Genomic DNA, 25664 nt, shown 5'->3' with positions numbered 1-25664 from the left:
GGGCGCCCCATGTTCAAGCTCATCGTCCAGGCCAGTTTGCGCAATCGCCTGTTCGTGCTGGCGGTTGCCGCCGTGCTCGTCGGCTACGGCCTGTTTGTGCTGCCGACGGTTTCCGTGGATGTCTTGCCGGACATCAACCGTCCGACCGTCAACATCCTGACCGAGGCGGAGGGGCTGGCGCCCCAGGAAGTCGAGCAGCTCGTGACGTTTCCGATCGAGACGTCGATGAACGGCATGCCCGGCGTGATCCGGGTCCGCTCGGTCTCCGGCGTTGGCCTGTCGGTCGTTTATGTCGAATTCGACTGGGGCGTCGACGTCTATCGCGCCCGGCAGTTTGTTTCGGAACGGCTGGCGCTGATTCGTGAGCAATTGCCGTCCTCAGTCAATCCCCAGATGGGCCCGGTGACGTCGATCATGGGCGAAATCATGCTGATTGCCCTGACCAGCGACGGCACGGCTACGCCCATGGAAGTGCGCGAGATTGCGGACTTTGTGGTCAGGCCGCAGCTTCTCGCCATTCCCGGCGTCGCCCAGGTGATTCCCATCGGCGGAGAGGTCCGCCAGTACCGGGTGACGCCGAACGTCGCGACCATGCAGGCGCTCAGCATCACCCACGACCAGATCGAGCAGGCGGTCGCAAAGTTCGGCACCAACAGCGGCGGCGGCTTCGTCGACCAGCATGGCCGCGAATATCTGATCCGCAATGTCGGCCTCACCAGGCGGATCGAGGACCTCGGCAACACCGTCGTTGCCAGCCGCGACGAGCAGCCGATCCTGCTGAAGCAGGTCGCTTCCGTGGATTTTGCAGCGCGCACCAAGCGCGGGGACGCCGGCTATAACGGCAAGCCGGCGGTCATCATCAGCGTCATGAAGCAGCCGGCCGCGGATACCGTGGCGTTGACGCGCAATATCGAGACCACGCTCAGGAACCTGCAACGCACCATGCGTTCGGGGATCAACGTCACCAACGTGCAATTCCGTCAGGCCACGTTCATCGAGACCTCGATAAGCAATGTCGAGCGCGTTCTGGCCGAGGCCGCCGTCGTCGTCGCATTGGTCCTGGTCGTCTTCCTGATGAACGGACGCGCCGCATTCGTTTCGCTGACGGCCATACCCATTTCGATCCTGGTGACGGTCCTGGTGTTCCATGCCTTCGGTCTCACGATCAACACCATGACGCTGGGCGGCCTTGCCATTGCCATCGGTGAACTGGTCGACGATGCGGTGGTCGACGTTGAAAACATCCTGCGGCGTCTTCGGGAGAACGCCGCGTCGAGCACGCCGCGTCCCGTTCTGGATGTGATCTCCGGGGCAAGCCAGGAGGTTCGTTCCAGCATCGTCTACGCAACGATGATCATCGTTCTCGTCTTCGTGCCGCTGTTCGCACTTCCGGGAATCGAAGGGCGGCTGTTCACTCCGCTCGGCGTGGCCTATGTGGTCTCGATCCTTGCGTCCCTGCTGACGTCGATCACGGTAACGCCGGTGCTGTCCTACTACCTGCTTTCAGAACGAACCCATTCGGGTGATCGCGAAAGTTTTGTCGTCACCAGGCTGAAGCAGGCTAATCGGTGGGTGCTTGGATGGGCGTTCGGACGGCGCGGCCTGGTGCTGGGCTTCGTTGCGGCGGCGGTTGTGGTGGCCGGCTACGCCGCAAGCCAGATGCCGCGCAGTTTCCTTCCGCCGTTCAACGAAGGGACGCTCGTGCTTTCGCTGCAATACAATCCCGGCATTTCGCTCGCGGAATCGCACCGGCTTGGACTGCTGGCGGAACAGTTGCTCGCGAGGGTGCCCGAGGTGAAGTCGGTTGGACGCCGCACCGGCCGCGCCGAGCTCGATGAGCACGCCGAAGGCGTGCACTTCAGCGAAATCGACGTCGATCTCGTTCCGTCAAAACGCCAGAAGACGGACATCTATGCCAGCATCCGGGAAGCCCTGTCCGCGCTGCCGGCGTCGGTTGCGATCGGACAGCCGATCAGCCACCGCCTGGATCATCTGCAATCGGGTATTCGTGCGCAGATCGTGCTCAAGATTTACGGGCAGGATATCGAGATGTTGCGGCGCCTTGCCGAAACGTCGCGCCAGCGCCTTTCGACGGTCCCGGGCCTCGTCGATCTCCAGGTCGAGAAGCAGGTGTTGATCCCCCAGGTTCGGGTTCAGGTCGATCATGCCCGCGCCGCACTCCATGGCCTGACACCGGCTGCGATCACACAGGCGCTCGACACGCTGTCCAACGGTCGGAAGGTCTCCCAGATCGTCGACGGCAATCGCCGTTTCGACGTGGTGATGCGCCTTTCGGAGCAGGACCGCTCGACCACGGGACTGCAAAATCTGCTCATCCCGACCGGCCGGGAATTCGTGCCGCTGAGCGCTTTGGCAGAAGTCATCGAGACCGATGGGCCGAACCAGATTCAGCGTGAGGGAACCCAGCGCCGGATCGTCGTCTACGGCAACGGGGACGGACGCCGCGACATCGCCGATATCGCTGCCGACATTCAGAAGGCCGTTCGGGAGCTCGATTTTCCGCAGGGCTACACGACCAACCTCGAAGGCGCATTTCAGGCGCAGCAGGAGGCGTCCTGGCGCATCGGCATTCTCTCGCTGGGGTCCCTGGCGATGATCTTCATCGTTCTCTACAGCCGCTATCGATCGACCGCGCTGGCGCTGATCATCATGGGCGGCATCCCGCTCGCCCTGATCGGCAGCGTTGCCGCTTTGAAAATCGCCGGTCAACCATTGTCGGTGGCGTCGATGATCGGCTTCATCACCCTTGCCGGCATCTCGGCGCGCAACGGCATCTTGAAGATCTCGCATTACATCAATCTCGCGATTCATGAGGGCGAGCGATTCGGAACCGGGCTGATCGTTCGGGGCAGCATGGAGCGCCTCAGCCCCGTTCTAATGACGGCACTTTGCGCAGGACTGGCGCTTACGCCGCTCTTGATCGGCGCGGACGAGCCGGGCCGTGAAATCCTGCATCCCGTCGCCGTGACGATCTTCGGCGGTCTGCTCAGCGCCACGATCCTCGATACAGTCGTGACCCCGATCCTGTTTCTGATGTTTGGCAAGCAGCCGCTGGAGCGGCTGAAAGCCGGCCATGCTGCAACCTTCACCCCCGCGGAAGCCTATTGACCTCCGCACAAGACCACCGAGGAGCTACAATGAGAAAATACATCTTCCTGGCCATGATGGCAGTGATCGCCGCTCTACCCGACTTTGCCGCGGCACAGACGAAGGGTAGCAACGGCGGCCCCGTCGTAAAATCGCAGGGACATCCGATCGAGTTTGTCCGCAAGGGCACGGATATCGTGTTTTATGTGGGAGACGACGATGGTTCTCCGCTGCCGACCAAGGACATGCGGGGACGGGCAACCATTCAGGACGGCGGCAAGACCGTCACCGTGCCGCTCACTCCGGCCAGTCCCAACTTGATGTCGGGAAAGCTTCAGACGGAGCTGTCGCCGAAGGCCATCGTGGTCTTTTCGGCAAGCTTGCACGGTCATTCCCTGACGGCGAGATACACTGCGGAATAAACGCGGTTGCGAAGGGCGAAGCACATGCAGCGAGATCGATCATCCGTTCAAATACCTGGCGTCCCCTTGGCGCTTGGTTCGGCTCTCCTGTTCGGTGCTGCAACGCCGCTTTCAAAATTGCTGCTCGCCAGCATCGATCCCCAGATGCTGGCGGGCCTGCTCTATCTTGGTGCGGGTCTTGGCCTTGCCGCGGTCCACGTCGCACGGACCGCGATCGGACTATCGGTTCCGGAGGCTCCGCCAAGACGCCGCGACGTGCCCTGGCTGATAGCCATCGTCATCTTCGGGGGAATTCTGGGTCCCGCATTGCTGATGCTCGGACTTGGCCGAACGCCGGCGTCGTCCGGGTCATTGATGCTGAATCTCGAAAGTCTCGCAACGATGGGGATTGCGTGGCTGGTGTTCCGTGAAAACGTCGATCGGCGGTTGTTGCTGGGGGGCTTGGCAATCGTTCTCGGCGCAATAGCCCTGTCCTGGGAAGGTCAGGGCCCTTCATTGGATGCAGGCGCGGCGCTGATTGCCGGGGCTTGCTTGTGTTGGGGCATCGACAACAATCTGACGCGGAAACTGTCGTCTGCCGATCCCGTCGTCATCGCAATGATCAAGGGGCTGTTTGCTGGTGCGGCGAATATCGCGGGCGGTTTTTGGCTCGGCAACAGCTTACCCCCCGCCGGCCTCGCGATACTCGCGGCAATCCTGGGATTCTTCGCGATCGGGGTGAGCCTTGTCCTGTTTGTACTCGGCCTTCGTCATCTCGGCACCGCCCGCACCGGCGCCTACTTCTCGCTCGCGCCCTTTATCGGCGCGCTGATCGCCGTAAGTCTCGGCGATCCCTTCACGCCGAAGCTTGTCCTCGCCGCGCTGCTGATGGGATTTGGCCTTTGGCTCCATCTCACCGAACGGCACGAACATCCGCACGTTCATGAAGCCATAGCGCACGAACACAAGCATGTTCATGACGAGCATCACCAGCATGATCACGGGGGAGCTGTCGATGAACCCCACTCGCACTGGCACGAGCATAAGCCGTTGCGACACAAGCACCCGCATTATCCCGATCTGCACCATCGGCATTCACATTGAGCATCTCGCTCTTCCCACGTGCCCGATGATGCCATCCTGCTCCTGTTTTGCCCGACGGCGCAACGACTTTTGGCCTGATGGGTCAACGTCTCCGCAACCGGCCTAAGCCATTGATCCCACTCATGCCGGCTACTGTGCATGGGGTTGTTTTCGACATTTTTGTTTGGGAGCAGGATGGCCGGCTAGCCGAACTGGACCTCATTTAACTCGTCATGATGATTTGTCACGGTGACGGGACCGGACGCGAGGACGACAATCGCCCGGAGCAGCCGTCCAGACATTCCGTCGAGAGCCTGAACGGCGCTCGCTTTCATCAATCCATTTTCAGGAGGCGCATCATGCAGGTTTATAACGTCGTCAGGTTCAAGGTGAAGCCGGGTGAGGAAGCCGCCTTCCTCGATGCGCACCGCAACGGCAAGGCCAAATGGCCGGGCCTCGAACACGGTGTCATCATCAAGACCGGCGAGCAGACCTTCTGCCTCATTGGCACGTGGTCCAGTCAGGACGCGCTGGTCGCCGCACGATCGGCGATGATCGAGACGCTCGACAGTTTCAGGTCCGTGCTCGAGGACCAGGGCAACGGGCGCGGACTAACGGATGCCGTGTCGGGGACGGTCGTGCTCGATCTCTAGTAGGCGGGCAGCGCACGTCTACTTCATCACCCGCAGACCCTTGGTCGTGAACCTCTGCCCCTTGCCGCCGGGCCGCACAGGCCGCCTGGTGCCGGCGGCCTTGCCGGTGCCGGGTGGCTGGTGCGCGGGCACGAGCTGGTCGGGACGCGAGCCGATCAAATCGGCGCGGCCCATGTCCTTCAACGCCTCGCGCAGCACCGGCCAGTTGTCGGGATCGTGGTAGCGCAGGAACGCCTTGTGCAGCCTTCGCTGGCGCAGCCCTTTGATCGCCTCGACCTTGTCGCTGCCGCCGCGCCGCACGCCGCGCAGCGGGTTGACGCCGGTGTGGTACATCGCGGTCGCCGTCGCCATCGGCGAGGGCAGGAAGGTCTGCACCTGGTCGGCGCGGTAGCGGTTCTTCTTGAGCCAGAGCGCGAGGTTCATCATGTCCTCGTCGGTCGTGCCCGGATGCGCCGCGATGAAATAGGGGATCAGATAATATTTCTTGCCGGCCTGCTCGGCGGCGGCATCGAACATCCGCTTGAACTGGTTGTAGGCGCCGATGCCCGGCTTCATCATCTTGTCCAGCGGGCCGCGCTCGGTATGTTCAGGCGCGATCTTCAGATAGCCGCCGACGTGATGGGTGACGAGCTCCTTGATGTATTCGGGGCTCTCGACCGCGAGGTCGTAGCGCACGCCGGAGGCGACCATCACCTTCTTGATGCCCTTGGTCTCGCGCACCTTGCGATAGAGCCGGATCAGATCGTCATGCGAGGTGTTGAGGTTCGGGCAGATCTCGGGGAAGACGCAGGACGGGCGCCGGCACGCCGCCTCGACCTTTGGATCCTTGCAGGCCATCCGGTACATGTTGGCAGTGGGGCCGCCGATGTCGGAGATCACGCCGGTGAAGCCCGGCGTCTTGTCGCGGATCTTCTCGATCTCACGCAGGATCGATCCCTCCGAGCGGTTCTGGATGATGCGGCCCTCGTGCTCGGTGATCGAGCAGAAGGTGCAGCCGCCAAAGCAGCCGCGCATGATCGTCACCGAGAACTTGATCATGTCCCACGCCGGGATCTTCGCGTCACCGTAGGACGGATGCGGCGCGCGCGCGTAAGGAAGATCGTAGACCGCGTCCATCTCGTCGCTGGTGAGCGGGATCGGCGGCGGGTTGAGCCAGAGATCGCGGTCGCCGTGACGCTGCACCAGCGGCCGCGCATTGCCGGGATTGCTCTCCCGGTGCAGCACCCGCGAGGCGCGCGCATAGGCTTCCTTGTCCTGCTCGACCTGGTCGAGCGCCGGCAGCCGGATCACGGTCAAGCCTTTCGTCCGCGATGCGCCCTCGTCGGCGGAATCGAGGTCGTCGGCGTGCAGCTCGGAATAGTCCGCAGGGACCTTGCGGAACAGCGCGACGCCCCTGATGTCGTCGAGCTCGCGCGGCGCTTCGCCGGCGGCGAGCCGCTGTGCCACCTCGACGACGGCGCGCTCGGCATTGCCGTAGAGCAGCAAGTCGGCCTTGGCGTCGGCCAGCACCGAGCGGCGCACCTTGTCGGACCAGTAATCGTAATGCGCGATCCGGCGCAGCGAGGCCTCGATGCCGCCGAGCACGATCGGCACGTCCTTGAACGCCTCGCGGCAACGCTGGGCGTAGACGACGGTGCAGCGGTCCGGCCGCTTGCCGCCTTCGCCGCCCGCCGTATAGGCATCATCGCTGCGTATGCGGCGGTCCGCGGTGTAGCGGTTCACCATGGAGTCCATGTTGCCGCCGGTGACGCCGAAGAACACCTTTGGCTTGCCTAACGCTTTAAACGGCTCGGCCGAATGCCAGTCGGGCTGCGAGATGATGCCGACACGAAAGCCTTGCGCCTCCAGCAGGCGGCCGATGATCGCCATGCCGAAGCTTGGATGGTCGACATAGGCGTCCCCGGTCACCAGCACGATGTCGCAGGCATCCCAGCCGAGCGCATCCATCTCGGCGCGGCTCATCGGGAGGAACGGCGCCGGCTTGCGCGGGCGCGCCTGCGCCATCAGGGGCTTTTCGGCGGTCATGATCTGGATGTCCATGGCGCCTACGCATAGGCCCGCAGGCTCGCGAATACAACCAACGATGTGCCGCGCGAGCGGAACGCGGTTCCGGCCATGCGGATGCGGCTCTGCACGGTGCTGGCAGTGTTCTCGGTCTCCGCTCGTCGCACGCATGTTGCACCGATGCAACTCGCCGGCGCCATCGCGACGCGCTGGGTGTAGCAAACGGAACCAATCGGCGCGGCGAACATTCAGGTCGGGGATCGACGTGGGCCCGGTTCGCGCGCGCCCGCAATTACGGCGCTCGCCCCCGTTTTGGCGATATCGGCGCCGCCGCCTCGGCCGATGGGGGAGCTGTGAATACGGTCATACAGAACTTGCTGTTGCGGAAGCAGAAGCTTGTGGAAGAACTCGAGAAGGCGCACGCCGTCGAGGACCGCGACAAGATCGAGCACCAGCTCGAACAGATCAACACCGCGCTGGATTTTCTCGACAAGCCGGGATCGAAGGACCGGCGCTGAAGCGCTCAAGCCACCTTCAGCGCTTTGGCATAGATCACGCCTGAATTGGTGATATGCGTGGTCATCAGTGCTTCGAAGGAGGCGTGTTCGCCGCGTGCGAACAAATCGAGCATCCTGCGATGCTCGTCGAAGGACGAGCGGGTGCGCACGTCGATCGGCGAGGTCAGATTGGTGCGCAGCGCGGCGACGCGGCCGGAGACGAGCTGGTAGGATTCGACGAGATAGCGGTTGCCGCAATGCGCGAACAACCCCTCGTGAAATGCGGCATCGGCGCGGCCATAGGCGATGTTGTCCCTGGCCGCGATCGCGGGCTCCATCGCCGCGATCGCCCCGCTCATCGTCGCGATCGTACCGTCGCGATCGTGCCGAAAGGCGAGCTCCGCGGCCTTGGGCTCCAGCGCGATCCTGAACGTGCAGAGCGCGGTGATGTCATCGGCGCTTGGCGTAAAGACAAAACTGCCGACCTGCGGACGGATCACCACGAGGCCCTGCGCCTGCAACTGGCCCATCGCCTCGCGCACCGGCGTGCGGCTGACGCCGAAGGAGTTTGCCACCATCTCCTCGGAGATGGCGGCGCCGAGCGCGAACTCGCCGTCGATGATCGCCTGCCGCAATCGCTGCATCACCCGCTGCGACAACGATTTCGGCGTATCGAGCTTGAGCGATCGCATGTGCTCTCTCAAACCACCTTGCCCGGATTGAGCAGATGATCCGGATCGAGCGCGGCCTTCAGCGTCTGCATCAGCGCGATCTCGGCCTCGCTGCGGGCATGGCCCAGCCACTTCTTCTTCAGCGTGCCGATGCCGTGCTCGGCGGAGACGCTGCCGCCGAGCTCGCGCACGAGACCGTAGATGATCGCGTCCATCGCTTCCTTCGGTTGCTGCTCGACGGGAAGGCCGGTCACCCAGGAGACCAGATGCAGATTGCCGTCGCCGATATGGCCGTAATAGACGCTCTCGCATCCCTCGATGCTTTTCGCGAGCGCCGCCTTGCAGCGCGTGACGAATTCGTCCATCCGCGCCACCGCAAGGCCGATGTCATAGGAGATGTGCGGTCCCAGCACCTGGCCGAATTCGGCGCAGATGTCGCGCACGCGCCAGAAGGCCTGCGTCTGCGCCAGCGATTGCGCCACGGCGGCATCGGCGAGCAGCCCGCGCTGCATCAGCTCTTCGAGCCAGGCCTGGAATCGCGGCGCATCGAGGCTTTCATCGGTGCCCTGAGCCTCGACCAGCACATAGAGACCGTGGCCGAGGGCGACCGGCGGCTTCACGCCGGCGCGGGTCGTGATCACGTCCCAATAGTCCGGCCACATCACCTCGAAGGCCGACAGCAGCGGGCCGAGCCCGCTGCGCGCGGCATCCAGCAGTGCGATCACGGCGGCATAGTCCTTCAGCGCGCACAGCGCCGCCATGGTCGAGCGCGGTTTCGGGAACAGCCGCAGCACCACGCGGGTGATGATGCCGAGCGTGCCTTCCGAGCCGATGAAGAGGTGCTTCAAGTCGTAGCCGGCATTGTTCTTCATCAGCTTGTTGAGGCTGGTGATGATGGTGCCGTCGGGCAGCACCACCTCGAGGCCGAGCACCAGTTCGCGCGTCATGCCGTAGCGGATCACGCGGTTGCCGCCGGCATTGGTCGAGAGATTGCCGCCGATCGCACAGGAGCCGCGCGAGCCGAGGTCGAGCGGAAAGAAGAAGCCGGCCTCATCCGCGGCCTTCTGGATCGTCTGAAGCGGCGTGCCTGCCTTCACCGTCATCGTCGCCGAGGCGCGATCGATCTCCTCGATGCCGCTCATGCGCTCGAGCGAGATCGCGACCCAGCCCGCTTCAGGCGAGGCGCCGCGGCACAGTCCGGTCAATCCGCCCTGCGGCACGAACGGCAGATGCGCCTGCCGGCAAGTCAGAATCGCCTCCGCAACGCCTTGCGCATCGATCGGGCGGATCACCGCGAGCGGCGTTTGCGGCAGGCTCGCGCTCCAGTCGTTGCAATTGCGCGCGGGCACCTCGGTGCCAACAAGCACGGCTGCGGCCCCGAGCTTGTCGCGCAGGGCGCTGAGCAATCGGCCGGAACGTCCGATGGGGGTCACCATGTCCATCAGAGACCTCATCAAGATCGGGAAGCGCCCAATGACACCCTCCCGGGAAGGGAATTGCGTTTGTCTTGTATGTAAGGTACAAGGCTAAAAGTAAAGCAAAAACAAGGCTCCAATAGGCTTTTAAGATCGGTATCGATCAAAGGCTTGGTCCGAAGCCGCAGCAATGGGTGGGTGTCATGACGGAAGCAATTCGCGGGTTCTGGCTGGCGTCGGCGACGCCGCTGACGGCCGACGGCAACGTGGATTCCGCAAGACTCGCCGCGCACGCCAGGCAACTTTTCAGCAAAGCCGTCGACGGCGTCGTGCTGTTCGGCACCACCGGCGAGGGCACCTCGTTCAATGTCGCCGAGCGCGTCGCGACCATCGAGGCCGTGCTCAAGGCCGGCGTCCCGGCGGAGCGCATCGGGATCGGCGGCGGCTTTCCCGCCCTCAGCGACAGCATTGCGCTGACCCGCGCCGTGCTCGGTCTCGGCTTGCGCCACGTGCTGTATCTGCCGCCCTACTTCGACCGCAGCGTCTCGCCCGAGGGCATCGAGGATGCGTTCGCCGCGATCATCGACGGCGTTGGCGACGAACGGCTGCGGGCTTCGCTCTATCACATCCCGCAGGTCTCGGGCGTTGCGATCCCGACATCCGTCGCCGCGAATTTGCGCAAGCGCTATGGCAAGCTGGTCGCGGGGCTGAAGGACTCCAGCGGCGATTTCAAGCAATTCCAGGCGTTCCGTGCCGCCAGCCCCGAGCTCGCCATCACCGTCGGCAACGAAACCGATATCACCCGTGCGATCGCCGCGGGCGGTGCCGGCACCATCTGCGGCATGGCCAATATCGCGCCGGAGCTGGTCAAGGCGATGATCCACGGCAAGGATGTCGAAGCGCGCATGCAGGCCGCCGTCGACATCGTGGTGAAGACGCCATCCTTCCTCGCGACGCTCAAGGCCATTCTCGCGGCACAGACCTCGGATACAAATTGGCTGCGCGTGCGTCCGCCGCTGAGAGCTCTGTCTGACGGCGCTGCGCTCAAGCGCAAGCTCGATGAGCTGGTGACCCCCGCCATCGCGTGAGGTCGCACAATGATGCGGCAGCCTTCGGTGAATTCGCGCGGAGCGTGTCTCGGTTTGCGCGATATCAATCGGTGATTGCCGCTCTGGGCGCATCTGCGCCTGAAACGCTTCAACACTAGAGCGATTCAAATCTGTCTACGGTTCTCTTGATCCACTGCGCCTGTTACAGGCGCAGACTTCAGCTCTGCGTCTGACTTGAAGTGGATCGAAAGTGCGTGCCAATGCTGATGGTCAGCGCGTAAGCGGCCATCGAAGCCGCGCCGGCAAGAGCCGTGCGCGTCTTCTCATCGGAGCAGCCGTGCTGCTCGCCGAATTGCCCTCCAACACGACGACCGCGCGGGCCCAATCGGCGTTGCCGCCGGTGACCGTGGACGCGCCGACGCCGCGGCCGAAGCCCGCGCGCGCATCGGAATCATCGCAACGCCGGACGCAAGCGGCCGCGCGTCAGCGCAGCCGCAATGCCGCCACCCCGGCCGCACCGACGCTGTCGGAACGCGCCGCGGCTGAAGCCGCCGCGCAGGCTACCGCAAAGCTCGGCTATCGTGCGATGCCGAGCGCAACCACGTTGCGCAGCGGTGCCTCGCCGCTCGATACCTCGCAGGCGGTCAACGTCGTGCCCGAGCAGGTGCTGAAGGACCAGCTGCCGCGCAACATCGATGACGCGCTCATCAACGTCTCCGGCATCACCCAGACCAACACGCTCGCCGGCAGCCAGGACGCGGTAGTCCGCCGCGGGTTCGGCGACAATCGCGATGGTTCGATCATGCGCAACGGCATGCCGCTGGTGCAGGGCCGCAGCTTCAATTCCGCCGTCGAGAGCGTCGAGGTGCTGAAAGGGCCGGCCTCGCTGCTCTACGGCATCATGGATCCCGGCGGCATCGTCAACACCATCAGCAAACGTCCGGAACTCTACCAGCATGGCTCGGTCACGCTGCTCGGCTCGGCGTTCAGCGCCTCCAAGACCGGTGCCGACGGCCTGCTCGACGTCACCGGTCCGATCGGAGACCAGGGCCTTGCCTATCGCTTCATCGGCTACGGCGTTAGCGAAGACTATTGGCGGGATTTCGGCCGTCACCGCGAGATGCTGGTTGCGCCGTCACTCGCCTGGTATGGCCAGGACACCACGGTGCAGCTCAACTACGAGCACCGCGAGTTTATCTATCCGTTCGACCGCGGCACGGCATTCAATCCGGTGACTAAGGCGCCGCTGGCCGTGCCGTCCACGCGCCGGCTCGACGAGCCCTTCAACAACACATGGGGTACGTCCGACCTCATGCAGGCGTCGGTCGAGCACCGCTTCAACCAGGACTGGAAGCTCTACGCCGGCTATAGCTACAACACCGAGACCTTCAGCGCTAACCAGCTCCGCATCACCGGCATCAACTTCACGACCGGTAATGAGACGCGCAGCAATGACGGCACCCGGGGCTCGCTTAGCAATGTCAGCTACGGAACCTCCTATATCTCGGGCGGGTTCTGGCTCGGCAACATGCGCAACGACGTGGTGTTCGGCGGCGATGGCCAGTATCGCACCATCTACCGCGACAATCTGATCCGGCAGGCGACCCCCGCCATCAATATTTACAATCCCGGCTATGGGTTGGTCGGGCCGGGGACGACGGTGTCGAACCCCGATAGTGCCCAGACCGATAAGCTCGGCCAATGGTCGTTGTTCGTCCAGGACACGCTGCATCTGACTGAACGGTTCGCTCTGGTCGGCGGTGTACGCTACATGGATTACGACCAGATCGCCGGGCGCGGAAAACCCTTCGTCACCAACACCAACGTGTCCCAGGACAAGGTGCTTCCGCTCGGCGGCGCCATCTTCAAGCTGACCGACGAGATATCGCTCTATGCGAGCTATACCGAATCGCTGAAGCCGAATTCGACCATTGCCCCGATCGGCGTCATGATCGGGTCCAATGTCGCGCCGGAAGAAGGCGTGTCCTACGAGACCGGCGTCAAGTTCGATCTGAACAAGCGCATCTCCGGTACACTGGCGCTCTACGATCTCGACAAGAAGAACGTGCAGACGACGAAGACCAACAGCGCGGGCGTGGTGGAACTCCACACCGTCGGCCGCGCCCGCTCGCGCGGCGTCGAGTTGGATGTCACTGGCAGGCTCACCGACAGCTGGGCCTTGATCGGCAGCTATGGCTACACCGACGCGCGGGTGACCGCGTCCGAGGATGTCACGCTGCTCGGCAGGAAGCTGCAGAATGTCGCGCTGAACACGGCCTCGCTCTATCTGGTCTATGATTTCGGCACGGCGTTGCCGGGCCAGCTCCGCCTCGGCGGCGGCGCGCGCTATGTCGGCGACCGCCCCGGCGATTCGACCAACACCTTCTTCTTGCCGTCTTATGTGGTCGCCGATATCTTCGCGACCTACGAGACGAAATACCAGAACACGCCGGTGATCTATCAGTTCAACGTCAAGAACCTGTTCGACACCGTCTATTATCCCTCCGCCGTCAACAATCTGAACGTCGCCATCGGTGATGCGCGGCGGGTGTCGCTGTCGGCGACGGTGAAGTTCTAGGGATGGCCGTGCGGCACCAAGCCATCGCGGTCGTGATCGCGCTGGCGGCCGCTTGCGTTGCCGCCACAGGTGCGAGCCGCGCTGAGAAGATAACACTCTATTCAACCAGAGAGGCAGCCCTGGTCGAACCTGTCGCTGCAGCCTTCACGGAAGCCAGTGGCATCAGTTTGAAAATCGTCTTCGTCGAGGACAGTCTGGTCAAGCGCCTGGCGTCAGAAGGTGAAGCGTCGCCCGCCGACGTGCTACTGACGATCGGGCTGGACAAGACGACCCAGCTCTCCACCCGCGGTCTGACGCAAGCCTACGCGTCTTCGCGCCTCGAACAGGCCGTTCCTGCAAATCTTCGCGGCAGCGATGCGCAATGGATCGCGCTTGCCGTCCGCCCCCGCGTCGTGATGGCGCGCAAGGATAGCGGACTGCGCGCGATTGATTACGAAGATCTCGCGGGCCCACAATGGCGGGGCAAGTTATGCATGCGCTCTCCCCTGCATCAGAACAACGTCGCGCTGGTCGCGGCCTATCTTGCGCATCACAGCGAAGCAGCGACAGAGGCGTGGCTCGCCGGTCTGAAAGCCAATCTCGCCCACAAGCCTGACGGCAAGGACAACGACGTGATCCGCAAGATCGCACAGCGCGCGTGCGAGATCGGTATCGGCAACACCGTGGCATTGGCGCAATTGCGCGACGGACGGGAAGGCGCCGAGTGGAGCGCCTGGGCACTGGAGGTCAAGGCGGTGTCATCGACGTTCAAGGATGGCGGCACGCATGTGAACCTCACCGGCGCGGCGATCGCGAAGCACGCGCCGCATCCGGCGTTGGCACGACAGTTCCTCGAATTCCTCGTCACGCCAGCGGCGCAACGGATCTTCGCCGCTGCCGAGCTGGAATATCCTGTGCTTCCAGCGGCAGAACGTGCTCCCATCGTTGCTGAAATGGGCTCATTCATCGCCGATGCGACGCCGGTCGACGAGATCGCTGCACATCAGCAAGCCGCGATCGCGCTGATCAAGAAGGTTGGCTTCGATGAGTAGGGTGGGACACCACATCAAGGCCGCCCTCCACCAGGTCCATTCCATCGCTGGCCTCATGCTCGCGCTGTTGCTTGCGCTCATCGCGCTGACCGGCGCGATCATGAGCTTTGAGGACGAGCTCGTCGAGCATCTCAACGCCGACATCATGCACGTCACGCCGCGTCAGACGCAGACGCCGGTACTGATGCCGGACGAACTGGTCGCACGGCTGAAGGAGGGGCAGGACCTCGGCAAGGTCTCGGCGCTCATGCTGTCGAGCGATCCATCCGCCGCAGTGCGCATCCGCTTCGGCCGCGACGAGCAGGGCGCGCGGCCGTCCTCGCTCTATGTCGATCCCTATGATGCGCACGTGCTTGGCTCGCCGCGCGGTGAGGAGTTTTTTGCGACCGTCCGCAAGCTGCATCGCTGGCTGCTCATTCCCGGCGACGCCAAAGGATGGGGGCGGCAGATTACGGGTGTCGCAGCGCTCGGCCTCGTCGTCATGCTCATCTCGGGCCTCGTGCTGCGCTGGCCGCGGCGTGCCGGCAGCGTGAAGATGTGGCTGAAACCCAATCTCGGCCTCAGCGGGCGCGGGCTGCACCGCTCGCTGCACGCGGTGATCGGCACCTGGGTGCTGCCGGTCTATCTGGTGATGACGCTCACTGGTCTCTGGTACTCGTTCGACTGGTACAAGGACGGCGTTGTCTGGCTGCTGTCGCGCCCGGAGGTCACTGCTGCGAAGATGCAACCCAGGATGCCCTCAAAGCCGCCGCGTGTGTCCGGCAGTGCCGAGCCGGCGCAGCCAATCGGGTTCGACCGCGCGTGGTCGACGTTCCAGCGCGAAGAGGGCGATCGTTTCTCCAAAGCGCTGCTGACGCTGACCAACGGGCCGGGGGCGGTGATCCGGATCCGGTCATGGAGCAAGGGCTCGTCGCTCGATACCACGCGCGACGAATTCCGCGTCGATGCCGTGACAGGTCTGGTGATTTCGGCGGAGCGCTATGCCGACAAGACGCTCGGAGAAAGGATCATCGCGAACGTGCTCGACATTCATCGCGGCGCAATTCTGGGCTGGCCCGGCAAGCTCGCCTTCATGATCGCGGCCGCGCTGATGCCGCTGTTCTCGGTCACCGGCGTGCTGCTTTATCTGTCGCGTCGCAAGCTGCGGCGGCCGGCGCAGCCGCCGCTCGGGCGGCTCGTTCCGGGCGAGTGAACAGCGGCCGGAAAGGCTAGCCAACACTTCCACAATCGTTCAAAAGCCCATGGCCTGTCCTCGCCAAGGTCCACGCCATGAAGCTTCCCACCGTCACCCCCGCCGATATCCGCCGCGCGCTGCTGCTCCGCGAGGAGATCGCGCTGCTCGATCTCAGATACGAGGCCGCCTTCGCCACCGGCCATCCCCTGTTCGCCGCCAACATGGCCGCGGACCGGATCGAGATCGAGGCGGAGGCGAGGCTGCCGCGCAAGGACGTGGCGATCGTGCTCTATGACGATGGTGAGGAACTGGTCGCAACGGCTGCCGAACGGCTGGCCGCCCTCGGCTACACCAATGTCCGCGCGCTCGATGGCGGGCTGGAAGCCTGGCGCGCAGTGGGTTATCAGGTATTCGAGGACGTCAATTCCTACTCCAAGGCCTTTGGCGAGCTGGTGGAGTCGCGACGGCACACGCCGTCGCTCGGTGCCGACGAGGTGGCCAAGCTGATCGCCGACAAGGCCAACATTGCCATCCTCGATGTCCGCCGCTTCGACGAGTATGCGACGATGAACATCCCCGGCTCGGTCAGCGTGCCCGGCGCGGAGCTGGTGTTGCGCGCGGGGCAGGCCGCGCCCGATCCCGACACCACCATCATCGTCAATTGCGCCGGCCGCACCCGCTCGATCATCGGCACCCAGTCGCTGATCAATGCCGGCGTGCCCAACAAGGTCCGGGCGTTGCGCAACGGCACCATCGGCTGGACGCTGGCGCGGCATGCGCTCAACCACGGTGCTGACAGGCGCGGCGCGATCGGACCCTTCGAGGGCGGGCCGGCCAACGCGCGCGATGTCGCCTATCGCGCCGGCGTCCGCCACATTGGCGCGAGCGAGATGGCCGCGCTTGTCGCGCGGACCGATCGCACGCTCTATCGTTTCGATGTCCGCGATGCGGAGGAATATGCCGCCGGCCATCTCCCCGGCTTTCGTCATTATCCAGGCGGGCAGCTGGTCCAGGAGACCGACATGGCCGCGCCGGCGCGCGGCGCGCGCATTCTCCTGACCGACGACAAAGGCGTGCGCGCCGACATGACGGCGTCCTGGCTCGCGCAGATGGGCTGGGAGGTTTATGTGCTCGAAGGCGGCTATGTTGGCGCGCTCGAGGTCGGCCCGCCCCTGGCGCTGCCGAAGCCTGACCCGGCGCATCGCTATCGCCGTCCGTATGAAGGTACCGACGTCGCCGAAGGGGCGATGCAGGCCTATCTCGATTGGGAATATGGCCTCGTCGAGCAGCTCCGCCGCGACGCGACGCACGGGTTCTATGTGATTTGATTCTGTTATCCGTTGCCCCCGCGCAACGGCGGAGCCGTTGTCGCTGGAGGTGGCCGCTTCTTCAGCGGCCCTCGAAGGGCGACGACCCGGCTGCATCGCGGCCGTTCATCCTTCGAGGCCCCCACGCGACGCTTCGCGCCGCATGGCTCGCGCCTCAGGATGACGGGTCTGCTAGCCAGGGCGCCATCTTCTCCCCGCATCCAATCCCTATTGTGCTGCGCTCGGTCCGCGGTCTAAGAGCTGCGGCAAAGCCGCCACCTATGGAGATTCCATGCCAGCCCCAGGCCAAAGCCCCGAGCGGAACGCGAAGGCACTGCTGCTCGAAGGCGTCAATGACAGCGCTGTCGACGTGTTCAGGAGCGCGGGTTTCACCAATGTCGAGCGGCTGACCACGGCGCTGGACGGCGAGGATCTGCGGCGGGCGGTCAAGGGCGTGTCGCTGCTCGGCATCCGCTCGCGCACCCAGATCACAGACGAGGTGCTCGCGGCGGCCGACCAGCTTCTCGCCGTGGGCTGCTTCAGCGTCGGCACCAACCAGGTCGATCTCCTGGCGGCGCGCAAGCGCGGCATTCCCGTGTTCAACGCGCCGTTCTCCAACACCCGCAGCGTCGCCGAGCTCGTGATCGGCGAGATCGTGATGCTGCTGCGGCGCATCTTCCCGCGCTCGGTGTCCGCGCATGGCGGCGGCTGGGACAAGTCGGCGACCGGGAGCCGCGAGGTGCGCGGCCGCACCCTCGGCATCGTCGGCTACGGCAATATCGGCTCGCAGCTCTCGACGCTCGCCGAAGCCATGGGCATGCGCGTGATCTATTACGACCGCACCGACAAGCTCCGCCACGGCAATACCGAGCCGGTCGAGAAGCTGGAAGAACTGCTGGCGCAGAGCGACGTCGTCAGCCTGCACGTGCCGGAGACCCCGGAGACCGCAGGCATGATCGGTGAGAAGGAGTTGCGCGCGATGAAGCCGGGCTCGTTCTTCATCAACAACAGCCGCGGCACCGTGGTCGATCTCGATGCGCTCGCCGCCGCGCTCCGCGACGGCCACATCGCCGGCGCTGCCGTCGACGTGTTTCCGGTCGAGCCGTCCTCGAATTCGGATCGCTTCACGAGCCCGATGCAAGGGCTCGGCAACGTCATCCTCACCCCGCATATCGGCGGCTCAACCGAGGAGGCGCAGGAGCGCATCGGCGGCGAGGTGGCGCGCAAGCTGGTCGACTATTTCATCACGGGATCGACCATGGGCGCGGTGAATTTCCCGGAGGTGCAGCTGCATCTGCGCCCCTCCGGTGCGCGCTTCAGCCATGTCCATCGCAACGTGCCGGGCATGCTGCGGCGGCTGAACGAGGTGTTCCTCCAGCGCGACATCAACATCGCCGCGCAATATCTGGAGACCGCCGGCGATCTCGGCTATGTCGTGCTCGACGCCGATCTCGGCGGCCAGGATTCAGGCGCGCTGCTCCAGCAGATCCGCGGGCTCGAAGGTACGGTCGGCGCGCGGCTGGTGTTCGAGCACTAGAGCTTTTGTTGACGACCGGCCAACGGTCGCATTCAATGCGGCCGTGGACTGAAAACGACAATGACGAAAGCTGGGTGGGAACGATGGCACGAACTGAAGCGAAGCTGTGCCTGCTGCTCGCAGGCCTGGCGACGGCATTGGCAGGCGCGGACCTCGCATCCGCGACGACGCTGATCGAGGACGCCGACACGGTCTGCAAAGGTCTCGCCGGCGGCGCTGACGCCGTGAAAATCGATTCCACAACCTTGCAGGCGCCTTCGCCGCTGGCCGTCGCCGAGCGCGGGCCGACACCATCGGGCCGCATCGCGCCCGCCAATCCGGGCTTCTGCAAGGTGCTCGGCCATATCGATCCCATCGATCCCAAGGCGCCGCCGATCAAATTCCAGGTCAACCTTCCCGTCGAATGGAATGGCCGCTCGGTGCAATATGGCGGCGGCGGTTTTAACGGCGTGCTGATCTCGGGTCTTGCGCTGCCGCCGGCCTATCCCTTCGACAAACCGTCGCCGCTGGCGCGCGGCTTCGTCACCTACGGCACCGACTCCGGCCATGAATCGAAGCCGGGCGAGCCGCCGCAGGTGTTCGCGCTCAACGATGAGGCTTTCGAGAATTTTGCTCACCGCGCCTACAAGAAGGTGCGTGACGCTGCTGTCGCGCTGCTAGAGCGCGCCTACGGCAGGAAGCCGGAGAAGATGTACTTCATGGGCTCTTCCGAGGGCGGCCGCGAAGGCCTCACCATGGCGCAGCGTTATCCCGACGATTTCGACGGCATCTTTGCCCGCGTGCCCGTGATCAACTGGGTCGGCCTGCAGCATGCCGGCATGCGTTCGGGCCTCGTGACCATGGGTGACGGCTGGATCAATCCGGCGCAGGTGAAGCTCGTCGGCGATGCTGTGCGGGCGGCTTGCGACAAGGCCGACGGCTCCGACGATGCGCTGGTGCAGGATCCGGTCTCTTGCAAGGCGGCATTCAAGGTCGAGAGCTTGCGCTGCGCGGCCGGCCAGAGCGGCGACCAGTGCCTCACCGACGCACAGATCAAGGCCGTCAACACGCTTCACGCGACCTACAAATTCCCGTTCGCGCTCGCCAACGGGCTCGACGACTACCCGGGCTGGGGCGTCTCGGGCGAGGACACGCCTGCGGTCGGCCCGACCGGTGGCTGGATCGCGTGGTGGCTCGGCACGGCGCCGCCGGCGCAGCCGCCTGCGCCCCAAAATGGCATCGCCTGGATCTACGGCGCCGGCGGCATTCAATATGTGTTCGCGCGCGATCCCAGGCTCGACGTGACGACGTATAAGCCCGAAGAGCACAAGACGCGGCTGCTCGAGGTCTCGAACCTGATGGACTCGACAGATCCTGATCTCAGCCGTTTTCGTGCCCGCGGCGGCCGACTGATCATGCTCGAGCACATGGCCGACTACGCGCAGAATCCCTATGCCGGCATCCGCTATTTCGAGAGCGTCGAGCGCAAGCTCGGCAAGGCGGAGACCGCGGAGTTCGCGCGGCTCTACACCGCGCCCGGCGTCGACCATGTCGGCTCCGGCGCGCCGGCCAATGTCGACATGCTGAGCGCGCTGGTCGACTGGGTCGAGAACGGCAAGGCGCCCGGCGACCTCGAAGTCACCGAGCAGAAGGTCGAGGCGCCGTCGTTTGCGGCTCTGCGCGCGCTGCCGCTGTGCCGCTGGCCGGCCTGGCCGCACTACAGGAGCGGCCCGGTCACGGAGGCATCGAGCTTCACCTGCGCGCCGTAACGGGCGTGCCCCGCCAGGGGAGCGTTACCCGCTCGCCATCGCTTGTGCGCCACCGAGCAACTGCGCATTGAGCCGGCCGCCGGAGAACAGCATGTCGTCGAGCGCCTCATCGATGTCGGCTGACACGACGGAATTGGCCCCATCGCGCGCGAGGCTCGCTTGCGCCAGTCGTCGCATCAATTCCTTGATGAACGCGCAACTCGTGCCCTCGCTGCGGCGCGCCGCTTCGGCGATGACGGCATCGTCAAGTGGCAATCCCTTGCCGTAGAGCCGCACCAGCTTGTCGCGGCCGGCTTCGTCGGGGAGGGGCACTTCGATCGCCTGATCGATCCGGCCCGGGCGGCCAGCGAGGGCGCTCTCAAGCTGCTGAGGTCGATTGGTGGTCAGCACGAACAGAATGTCAGCGTCCTGTTTCAAGCCGTCCATCTCGTTCAGGAGTCGGTTGAGCAGCGGTTCCTCGCAACCGCTCATGCTTTCGCGCTGCCGTGCGATCAGGTCGACGTCTTCGATCACCACCATGGCGGGCTGCAAGAGGCGGGCAAGATTCATATAGGCGCCGAGCAGGCCGATTTGCTCGGCTGTGATGATCAGCGTTGTGTGCCCGGGCAGATGGTTCGCGAGATAGCGAATGGTGTGGGTCTTGCCGGTGCCGGGTGGCCCGTAGAGCAAAATTCCCTTACGGGTCGACTGCCCGAGACGGCGCAACATCTCTCGCGTCCTCACGAAGTTCAACACGTTGCGGTCAAGTAATCGCAACGTCTGGTCGGGCAGGATCACCTCGTCACGCCTGATCGAGGGAAGTCTATGCACCGTGATTCCGCGCGAGCGACCGCGGTAGTCGGAATCGCCATCGAGCGAAAGGATTTTGCCGCGATAGGTCCGCGCGGCCTGCACTGCCTCCTCCAGTGCGGTAAAGCACTGTTGGACAAGGGCCGCTCCCGCCGCCCCGGCCGGCACCATGATTTCGATTCGCACGCCGGCCTCACGGCTATATTCCCGATGAATGGCCAGAAGCATCGCGTAGCGAAGGCCCGACGCAGCGCAAAGCCAGAGACCATTATCGAGACACTTGGCCGGTGTCGGTTCGCCATGCGATTGTCACTGCGAAATTATCGTCCTGCATCAGTCGCGACATCGACAGGGTTTCGTAACGACGATCGTCGGCGAGGCCGAGTAAGCGGACCGGCGCAGCGAATAGCCGGTCGATGGCAGCCTGGACATCTGCTCGCATGTGGCCGGGAAACTGGCGAACCGTGGTTACGAGCTGGCTACGCGGGGTGTCGGCGAAATGCCAGTTCAAGACACCGAACGCATAGTTGAATTCTTCCTCCGGAAGTTCCAGGGATGCGGCTGCTGCAGCGAGCATGCAATCAGCGCATAGCCAGACGGTACGGTCCGTTAATTGCACTTCCGATTGCGCGGTAGGTTGGCCGCAAAGCCCGCAACAGGGCTTCGCCGTTTCCCGCGTGATCCGGAGAGCATGGCCGGTGATGCTGATACGCCGCCGGGCAGATTCCAGCAGGGCGTCCGCGACAGAGGGTGGGTAAGGACCACATACCGCCATCGCGTGCTTCTCGATGGCGGCCATGACGGAAGCTGCCTCGCTGTCCGACTTGCCGAAGACACGGCCCAACAGGTCGACAATGAACTCGCGAGGAACGTCTTCGTTGTCGTGCAACGCGAGTTGAACCGGCACGATTTCGGCCTGAGTCTCACCCACCCCACGTCCCCCTCTACGCAACTTACAATTGATTGGAACATATAGGGAACATAAAAGGACGCGGCCGTCAAGCGTGACGACCGCGACAAGTTTCAATCGATGCGGGAGGCCCTAATGCGCCGGCCCACCCGCCGCCTTGACGCGCCGCGTCAGCAGCACCGCAATCGCGGCGATCACCAGCACGATGCCGATTACGGCAAAGGTGTCGGAATAGCCCATCACCAGCGCTTGGCGCTTCACCGTCTTGCCGAGTGCGATGATGGCCTGTTCGCGCGCGGCGTTGGGGTCGGGCACGCCGTGCGCCATGAAATAGTCCGTCATCTGCGCGATGCGGGTGCGGACCTCCTCGCGACCGAGCGTGACCGACTGGCCGATGATGTTGGAGTGAAACTGCTCGCGCTTGGTGATGATGGTTGCGAGTGTCGCCGTGCCGATCGCGCCGCCGAGATTGCGGAACATGTTGCTGATGCCGGAGGCCGCGGCCGCATCCTGCGGCGCGATGCCGCCCGTCAGCACCGACGTCAGCGGCGTCAGCACCATGGCCTGTCCCACCGCGCGCACGATGTTGGGGATCCAGAGCTGGTCGCCGGCGTAATCCGGCGACATCGCCGTGTTCATGAAGCAGCTATAGGCGAAGATCAGCAGGCCGGTGATGGCGATGACGCGCGTGTCGAAGCGCTGCATCAGCTTCGGGATCAGCGGGATCAGCACGAGTTGCGGCAGGCCAGTCCAGGCCAGCACATTGCCGATCTGCTCGGAGTTGTAGCCTTGCGCCTGGCCGAGATAGGCGGGCAGGATGTAGACCGAGCCGAAAAGCGCGAAGCCGACCATTGTCATCGCGATGGTGCCGAAGCCGAAATTGCGCTGCGTCAGCAGGCGCAGCCGGATCAACGGCTTCTCGATATTGAGCTCGATCACGACGAACAGCGTGAGGCTCACGGCCGCGATCACGGCCAGCTTGACGATGAAGGGTGAGGAGAACCAGTCGTCCTTGTTGCCTTCCTCGAGCACGGCCTGCAGCGCCGACAGTCCGATCGCCATGGTGACGATGCCGGCCCAGTCGCCTTCCCTCAGAAGGCCGAGCTGCATCTTCTGCTTCTCCAGCGTCAGATAGAGCGCGGCCACCATCACGGCCGTCGGGATCACGTTGACGAAGAAGATCGTGCGCCAGCCGTAATTCTCGGTGAGATAGCCGCCGATGGTCGGGCCGATCGCGGGCGCAAAGGTGACGGACAGCGCGAAGATCGCAAGGCCCACCGGCTGCTGCGCCTTCGGCAGCTTGGTCAGCACCAGCGTGAACGCCATCGGGATCAGCACGCCGCCGGCAAAGCCCTGCAGGCCGCGCATCGCGATCATCGATGGCAGGTCATGCGTGAAGGCGCAGGCGACCGAGAAGGCGGCGAACAGCGTCGCGCTCGCCAGCATGTAGCGGCGGAACGTGAACACGCGGCTCAGATAATCGGTCAGCGGGATCACGATGATCTCGCCGATCAGATAGGACGTCGAGATCCACGAGCCGTTGTCGGCGCCGGTGCCGATGCCGCCTTCGATGTTGGCGAGCGAGGCGTTGGTGATCTGGATGTTCAGGATCGCCATGAACGAGCCGATCATGGCCGCGAGAACGGCGACCCAGACCGCGGCACTCGCGCGATTGGGATCGGCGGCCGGACGATCAGACGTCGCGGCCGGTGTGGCGGGCGTCGAAAGTGAGAGGCTGTTTGACATGGCATGACCCTCCGGAAACGAGCTTCGCTGTGGGCGTCACGGCCGCATTCGCGGCCGGCGCGGTCGAACGTGTTGCAATGGTCGGGATCACGGACATGCCGGGTCGCAGCGCGATCGCGGGGCCACGCTTGTCATCGAGCGCGATCTTGACCGGGATGCGCTGCACCACCTTGGTGAAATTGCCGGTGGCGTTGTCGGGCGGCAGCAGCGCGAATTCCTGGCCGCTGGCCGGCGCGATGGAATCGACATGGCCGTGCACGATCTGGCCGGGGAACATGTCGACCTCGATATCGACGGCCTGTCCCGCCTGCACATGCGTCAGCTGCGTCTCCTTGAAATTGGCGACGACATAGGCGCCTCCGGCCGGGACGATCGACATCAATTGCGTGCCCGCCTGCACGAACTGGCCGACGCGCAAGGAGCGGTTGCCGACCACGCCGTCGATCGGCGACACCACATTGGTGTAGCCGAGGTTCAGCTCGGCCTGGTGCTGCACGGCTTCCGCGCGGGCGGCTGCCGCCTTGGCCTGCACGATCTCGGCCTTGAGAAGATCAACCTGCTTGAGGGCGGAGGTGAGATTGGCGTTGTCGCGCGCGATCGCGGCGTCGGCGCCGGCGTCGCGGGCCTGCGCCTGCTGCGCATTCTGCAGGCTGCCATAACCGGTCGCGGCGAGATCGGAGTAGCGCTTGTTCTCCTGTCTGGCGAAGGTCTTCGCGGCGGTGTCGACATCGATCGTCGCCCGTGCGGCCTCAATCGTCGCCTGCTGAACCTCGAGCTGCGCCTCCTTGCTTGCGACCGTCGCATTGGTGGCGGCGACATCGGCGCGGGCCTGATCGAGCGCGACGCGGAAGTCGCGATCGTCGATCCTCGCCAGCACCTGTCCGGCTTTCACATGCTCGTTATCAGCGACCAGAACCCGGTCGAGATAGCCGCTGACCTTCGGCGCGATGGTGGTGTTGTCGGCCTTCACATAGGCGTCATCGGTGGAGACGAGGTATTGCCCGACGGTCCAATAATCGTAGCCGTACCAGCTCGCGCCGGCCACGGCGATGGCCGCGGCTCCCATCAGCAACAGCTTGCGGAAATTGAGCTTTTGCCGGCGGACGCCAGCCGTGGCGCCGGGCAGGACGCCCTCCAGCGCCGTTGCGGGAAGGGCGCTTTGGGTGGCAGCGGATGGGGTGGTGTGGACGGTCATGGCCGGCTCCCTGAATTAGGAAACTTGATAATTTCCAAAATGAGACTAGCTTTGAAATTGTCAATGGAATGACAGGCGTCATCGAAAAGCATGGCTCAGGCAAAGTCGGAAAGCGCAAGACCTTCGGGGCAATGCCGTCCGCGCGGACGGCCGCCGCTGCGCAGCGACGAGGAGACCAAGAGAATCGTCTTCGACGCCGCACGGCACGCCTTTGCCGGTGATGGCTATGCTGCGACCAGCACCGAAGAGCTGGCGCGCCGCGCCGGCATTTCGACCAAGACGCTGTATCGCCTGTTCCCGGGCAAGGCCGCACTGTTCGAGGCGATGTGCGTTGACAGGCTCGAGCGGTTGCTCTCGGCCGTCGATCTGCAAGGGAGCGACGAGGTTGATATCGAAACGGGCCTGCGCGCCGCGCTGCTCGCTTGCGCGGATCTCGCGCTCGATCCCGAGGTCGTGGCGTTGCAGCGCGTGGTGCTGCAGGAATCCGCCGCATTCCCCGAACTCGCCGCGAACTTTTACAACAACGGCATTTCCCGTACCGTCAAGACCCTTGCCGGCTGGCTGCGCGTCCAGGTCAAGCGCAAGCGCATCGCGATCGACGATGCGGAGGATGCCGCCGGCATGCTGATCGGCATGGTTGCCTCGGCGCCGCAGCGCGCGGCGATTTACGGCGGCATGCCTTTGCCATCGCGCAAGGAGATCGAGCGGCGAGTGCGACGATGCGCGGCCCTATTCCTGGACGGCTGCCGCGCCAAGCAGGCCTAGCGG

At 64.4% G+C, this 25664-nt stretch carries 19 protein-coding genes; 12 read left to right on the top strand and 7 right to left on the bottom strand.

The window, feature by feature from the left end:
* Positions 1 to 9 precede the first annotated feature (9 nt).
* From QSV46_RS08225 to QSV46_RS08210, 4 genes are all read left to right on the top strand, one after another.
* Positions 10 to 3129, top strand: coding sequence for an efflux RND transporter permease subunit (locus tag QSV46_RS08225; RefSeq protein ID WP_314949028.1), 3120 nt, complete (start codon positions 10 to 12; stop codon positions 3127 to 3129).
* A gap of 29 nt (positions 3130 to 3158) precedes the next feature.
* Positions 3159 to 3530, top strand: coding sequence for a hypothetical protein (locus tag QSV46_RS08220; RefSeq protein WP_314949026.1), 372 nt, complete (start codon positions 3159 to 3161; stop codon positions 3528 to 3530).
* Positions 3531 to 3554: 24 nt separating this feature from the next.
* Positions 3555 to 4613 (top strand): DMT family transporter, encoded by a 1059-nt coding sequence (locus QSV46_RS08215; RefSeq protein WP_314949024.1) that lies wholly within the window; start codon positions 3555 to 3557, stop codon positions 4611 to 4613.
* 338 nt (positions 4614 to 4951) lie between these two features.
* A complete protein-coding gene (locus tag QSV46_RS08210) occupies positions 4952 to 5245 on the top strand; it encodes a DUF718 domain-containing protein (protein WP_314949021.1) in 294 nt (97 codons plus the stop codon).
* 18 nt (positions 5246 to 5263) lie between these two features.
* Here the strand turns inward: QSV46_RS08210 and QSV46_RS08205 are convergent, their stop codons facing one another.
* The 3 genes from QSV46_RS08205 to QSV46_RS08195 form a co-directional block, all read right to left on the bottom strand.
* Positions 5264 to 7285 (bottom strand): YgiQ family radical SAM protein, encoded by a 2022-nt coding sequence (locus tag QSV46_RS08205; protein ID WP_314949020.1) that lies wholly within the window; start codon positions 7283 to 7285, stop codon positions 5264 to 5266.
* A gap of 487 nt (positions 7286 to 7772) precedes the next feature.
* Positions 7773 to 8438, bottom strand: a complete 666-nt coding sequence (locus QSV46_RS08200; protein WP_314949017.1) for a GntR family transcriptional regulator — start codon at positions 8436 to 8438, stop codon at positions 7773 to 7775.
* Positions 8439 to 8446: 8 nt separating this feature from the next.
* The gene (locus QSV46_RS08195) at positions 8447 to 9859 is read right to left on the bottom strand and encodes an FAD-binding oxidoreductase (protein ID WP_314949014.1); all 1413 of its coding nucleotides are present in this window, start codon (positions 9857 to 9859) and stop codon (positions 8447 to 8449) included.
* Positions 9860 to 10035: 176 nt separating this feature from the next.
* Here QSV46_RS08195 and QSV46_RS08190 point away from each other — a divergent pair, with 176 nt between their 5' ends.
* The 7 genes from QSV46_RS08190 (at position 10036) to QSV46_RS08160 (ending at position 20256) form a co-directional block, all read left to right on the top strand.
* Positions 10036 to 10920, top strand: a complete 885-nt coding sequence (locus tag QSV46_RS08190) for a dihydrodipicolinate synthase family protein (RefSeq protein ID WP_314949012.1) — start codon at positions 10036 to 10038, stop codon at positions 10918 to 10920.
* A 211-nt stretch (positions 10921 to 11131) separates the two neighbouring features.
* Positions 11132 to 13459, top strand: coding sequence for a TonB-dependent siderophore receptor (locus tag QSV46_RS08185; RefSeq protein WP_314949009.1), 2328 nt, complete (start codon positions 11132 to 11134; stop codon positions 13457 to 13459).
* Between the two features lie 32 nt (positions 13460 to 13491).
* Positions 13492 to 14490 (top strand): extracellular solute-binding protein, encoded by a 999-nt coding sequence (locus QSV46_RS08180; RefSeq protein ID WP_314949006.1) that lies wholly within the window; start codon positions 13492 to 13494, stop codon positions 14488 to 14490.
* On the top strand, positions 14483 to 15682 hold the full coding sequence (locus QSV46_RS08175) for a PepSY-associated TM helix domain-containing protein (protein WP_314949004.1): 1200 nt from the start codon (positions 14483 to 14485) through the stop codon (positions 15680 to 15682). Before QSV46_RS08180 ends, QSV46_RS08175 begins: the two co-directional genes overlap by 8 nt.
* A 77-nt stretch (positions 15683 to 15759) precedes the next feature.
* A complete protein-coding gene (locus QSV46_RS08170) occupies positions 15760 to 16992 on the top strand; it encodes a rhodanese-like domain-containing protein (RefSeq protein ID WP_314949001.1) in 1233 nt (410 codons plus the stop codon).
* A gap of 271 nt (positions 16993 to 17263) precedes the next feature.
* Positions 17264 to 18508 (top strand): phosphoglycerate dehydrogenase, encoded by a 1245-nt coding sequence (gene serA, locus QSV46_RS08165; protein ID WP_314948998.1) that lies wholly within the window; start codon positions 17264 to 17266, stop codon positions 18506 to 18508.
* A gap of 83 nt (positions 18509 to 18591) precedes the next feature.
* Positions 18592 to 20256 carry a tannase/feruloyl esterase family alpha/beta hydrolase gene (locus QSV46_RS08160; RefSeq protein WP_314948996.1) on the top strand — a complete coding sequence of 555 codons (1665 nt, stop codon included), beginning with the start codon at positions 18592 to 18594 and terminating at the stop codon, positions 20254 to 20256.
* Positions 20257 to 20280: 24 nt separating this feature from the next.
* On the opposite strand, the gene QSV46_RS08155 is transcribed toward QSV46_RS08160, so the two are convergent.
* From QSV46_RS08155 to QSV46_RS08140, 4 genes are all read right to left on the bottom strand, one after another.
* Positions 20281 to 21273 carry an ATP-binding protein gene (locus tag QSV46_RS08155; RefSeq protein ID WP_314948994.1) on the bottom strand — a complete coding sequence of 331 codons (993 nt, stop codon included), beginning with the start codon at positions 21271 to 21273 and terminating at the stop codon, positions 20281 to 20283.
* Positions 21274 to 21313: 40 nt separating this feature from the next.
* On the bottom strand, positions 21314 to 21976 hold the full coding sequence (locus QSV46_RS08150; protein ID WP_314948992.1) for an ATP-dependent Clp protease adaptor ClpS: 663 nt from the start codon (positions 21974 to 21976) through the stop codon (positions 21314 to 21316).
* A gap of 111 nt (positions 21977 to 22087) precedes the next feature.
* Entirely contained in the window at positions 22088 to 23701 is a 1614-nt protein-coding gene (locus tag QSV46_RS08145; protein ID WP_314948988.1) for an MDR family MFS transporter, read from the bottom strand.
* Positions 23649 to 24896, bottom strand: coding sequence for an HlyD family secretion protein (locus tag QSV46_RS08140; RefSeq protein WP_314948986.1), 1248 nt, complete (start codon positions 24894 to 24896; stop codon positions 23649 to 23651). The genes QSV46_RS08145 and QSV46_RS08140 overlap by 53 nt, the downstream gene beginning before the upstream one ends.
* Positions 24897 to 24986: 90 nt before the next feature.
* Between QSV46_RS08140 and QSV46_RS08135 the strand changes: the two genes are divergently transcribed.
* Positions 24987 to 25661 carry a TetR/AcrR family transcriptional regulator gene (locus QSV46_RS08135; protein ID WP_314948983.1) on the top strand — a complete coding sequence of 225 codons (675 nt, stop codon included), beginning with the start codon at positions 24987 to 24989 and terminating at the stop codon, positions 25659 to 25661.
* Positions 25662 to 25664 lie beyond the last annotated feature (3 nt).

The organism is Bradyrhizobium cosmicum (genome assembly GCF_032290525.1).
Lineage (GTDB): Bacteria > Pseudomonadota > Alphaproteobacteria > Rhizobiales > Xanthobacteraceae > Bradyrhizobium > Bradyrhizobium cosmicum_A.
The sequence above is the reverse complement of the archived record's forward strand: the minus strand, read 5'-3'. Positions and strand labels throughout refer to the sequence as shown.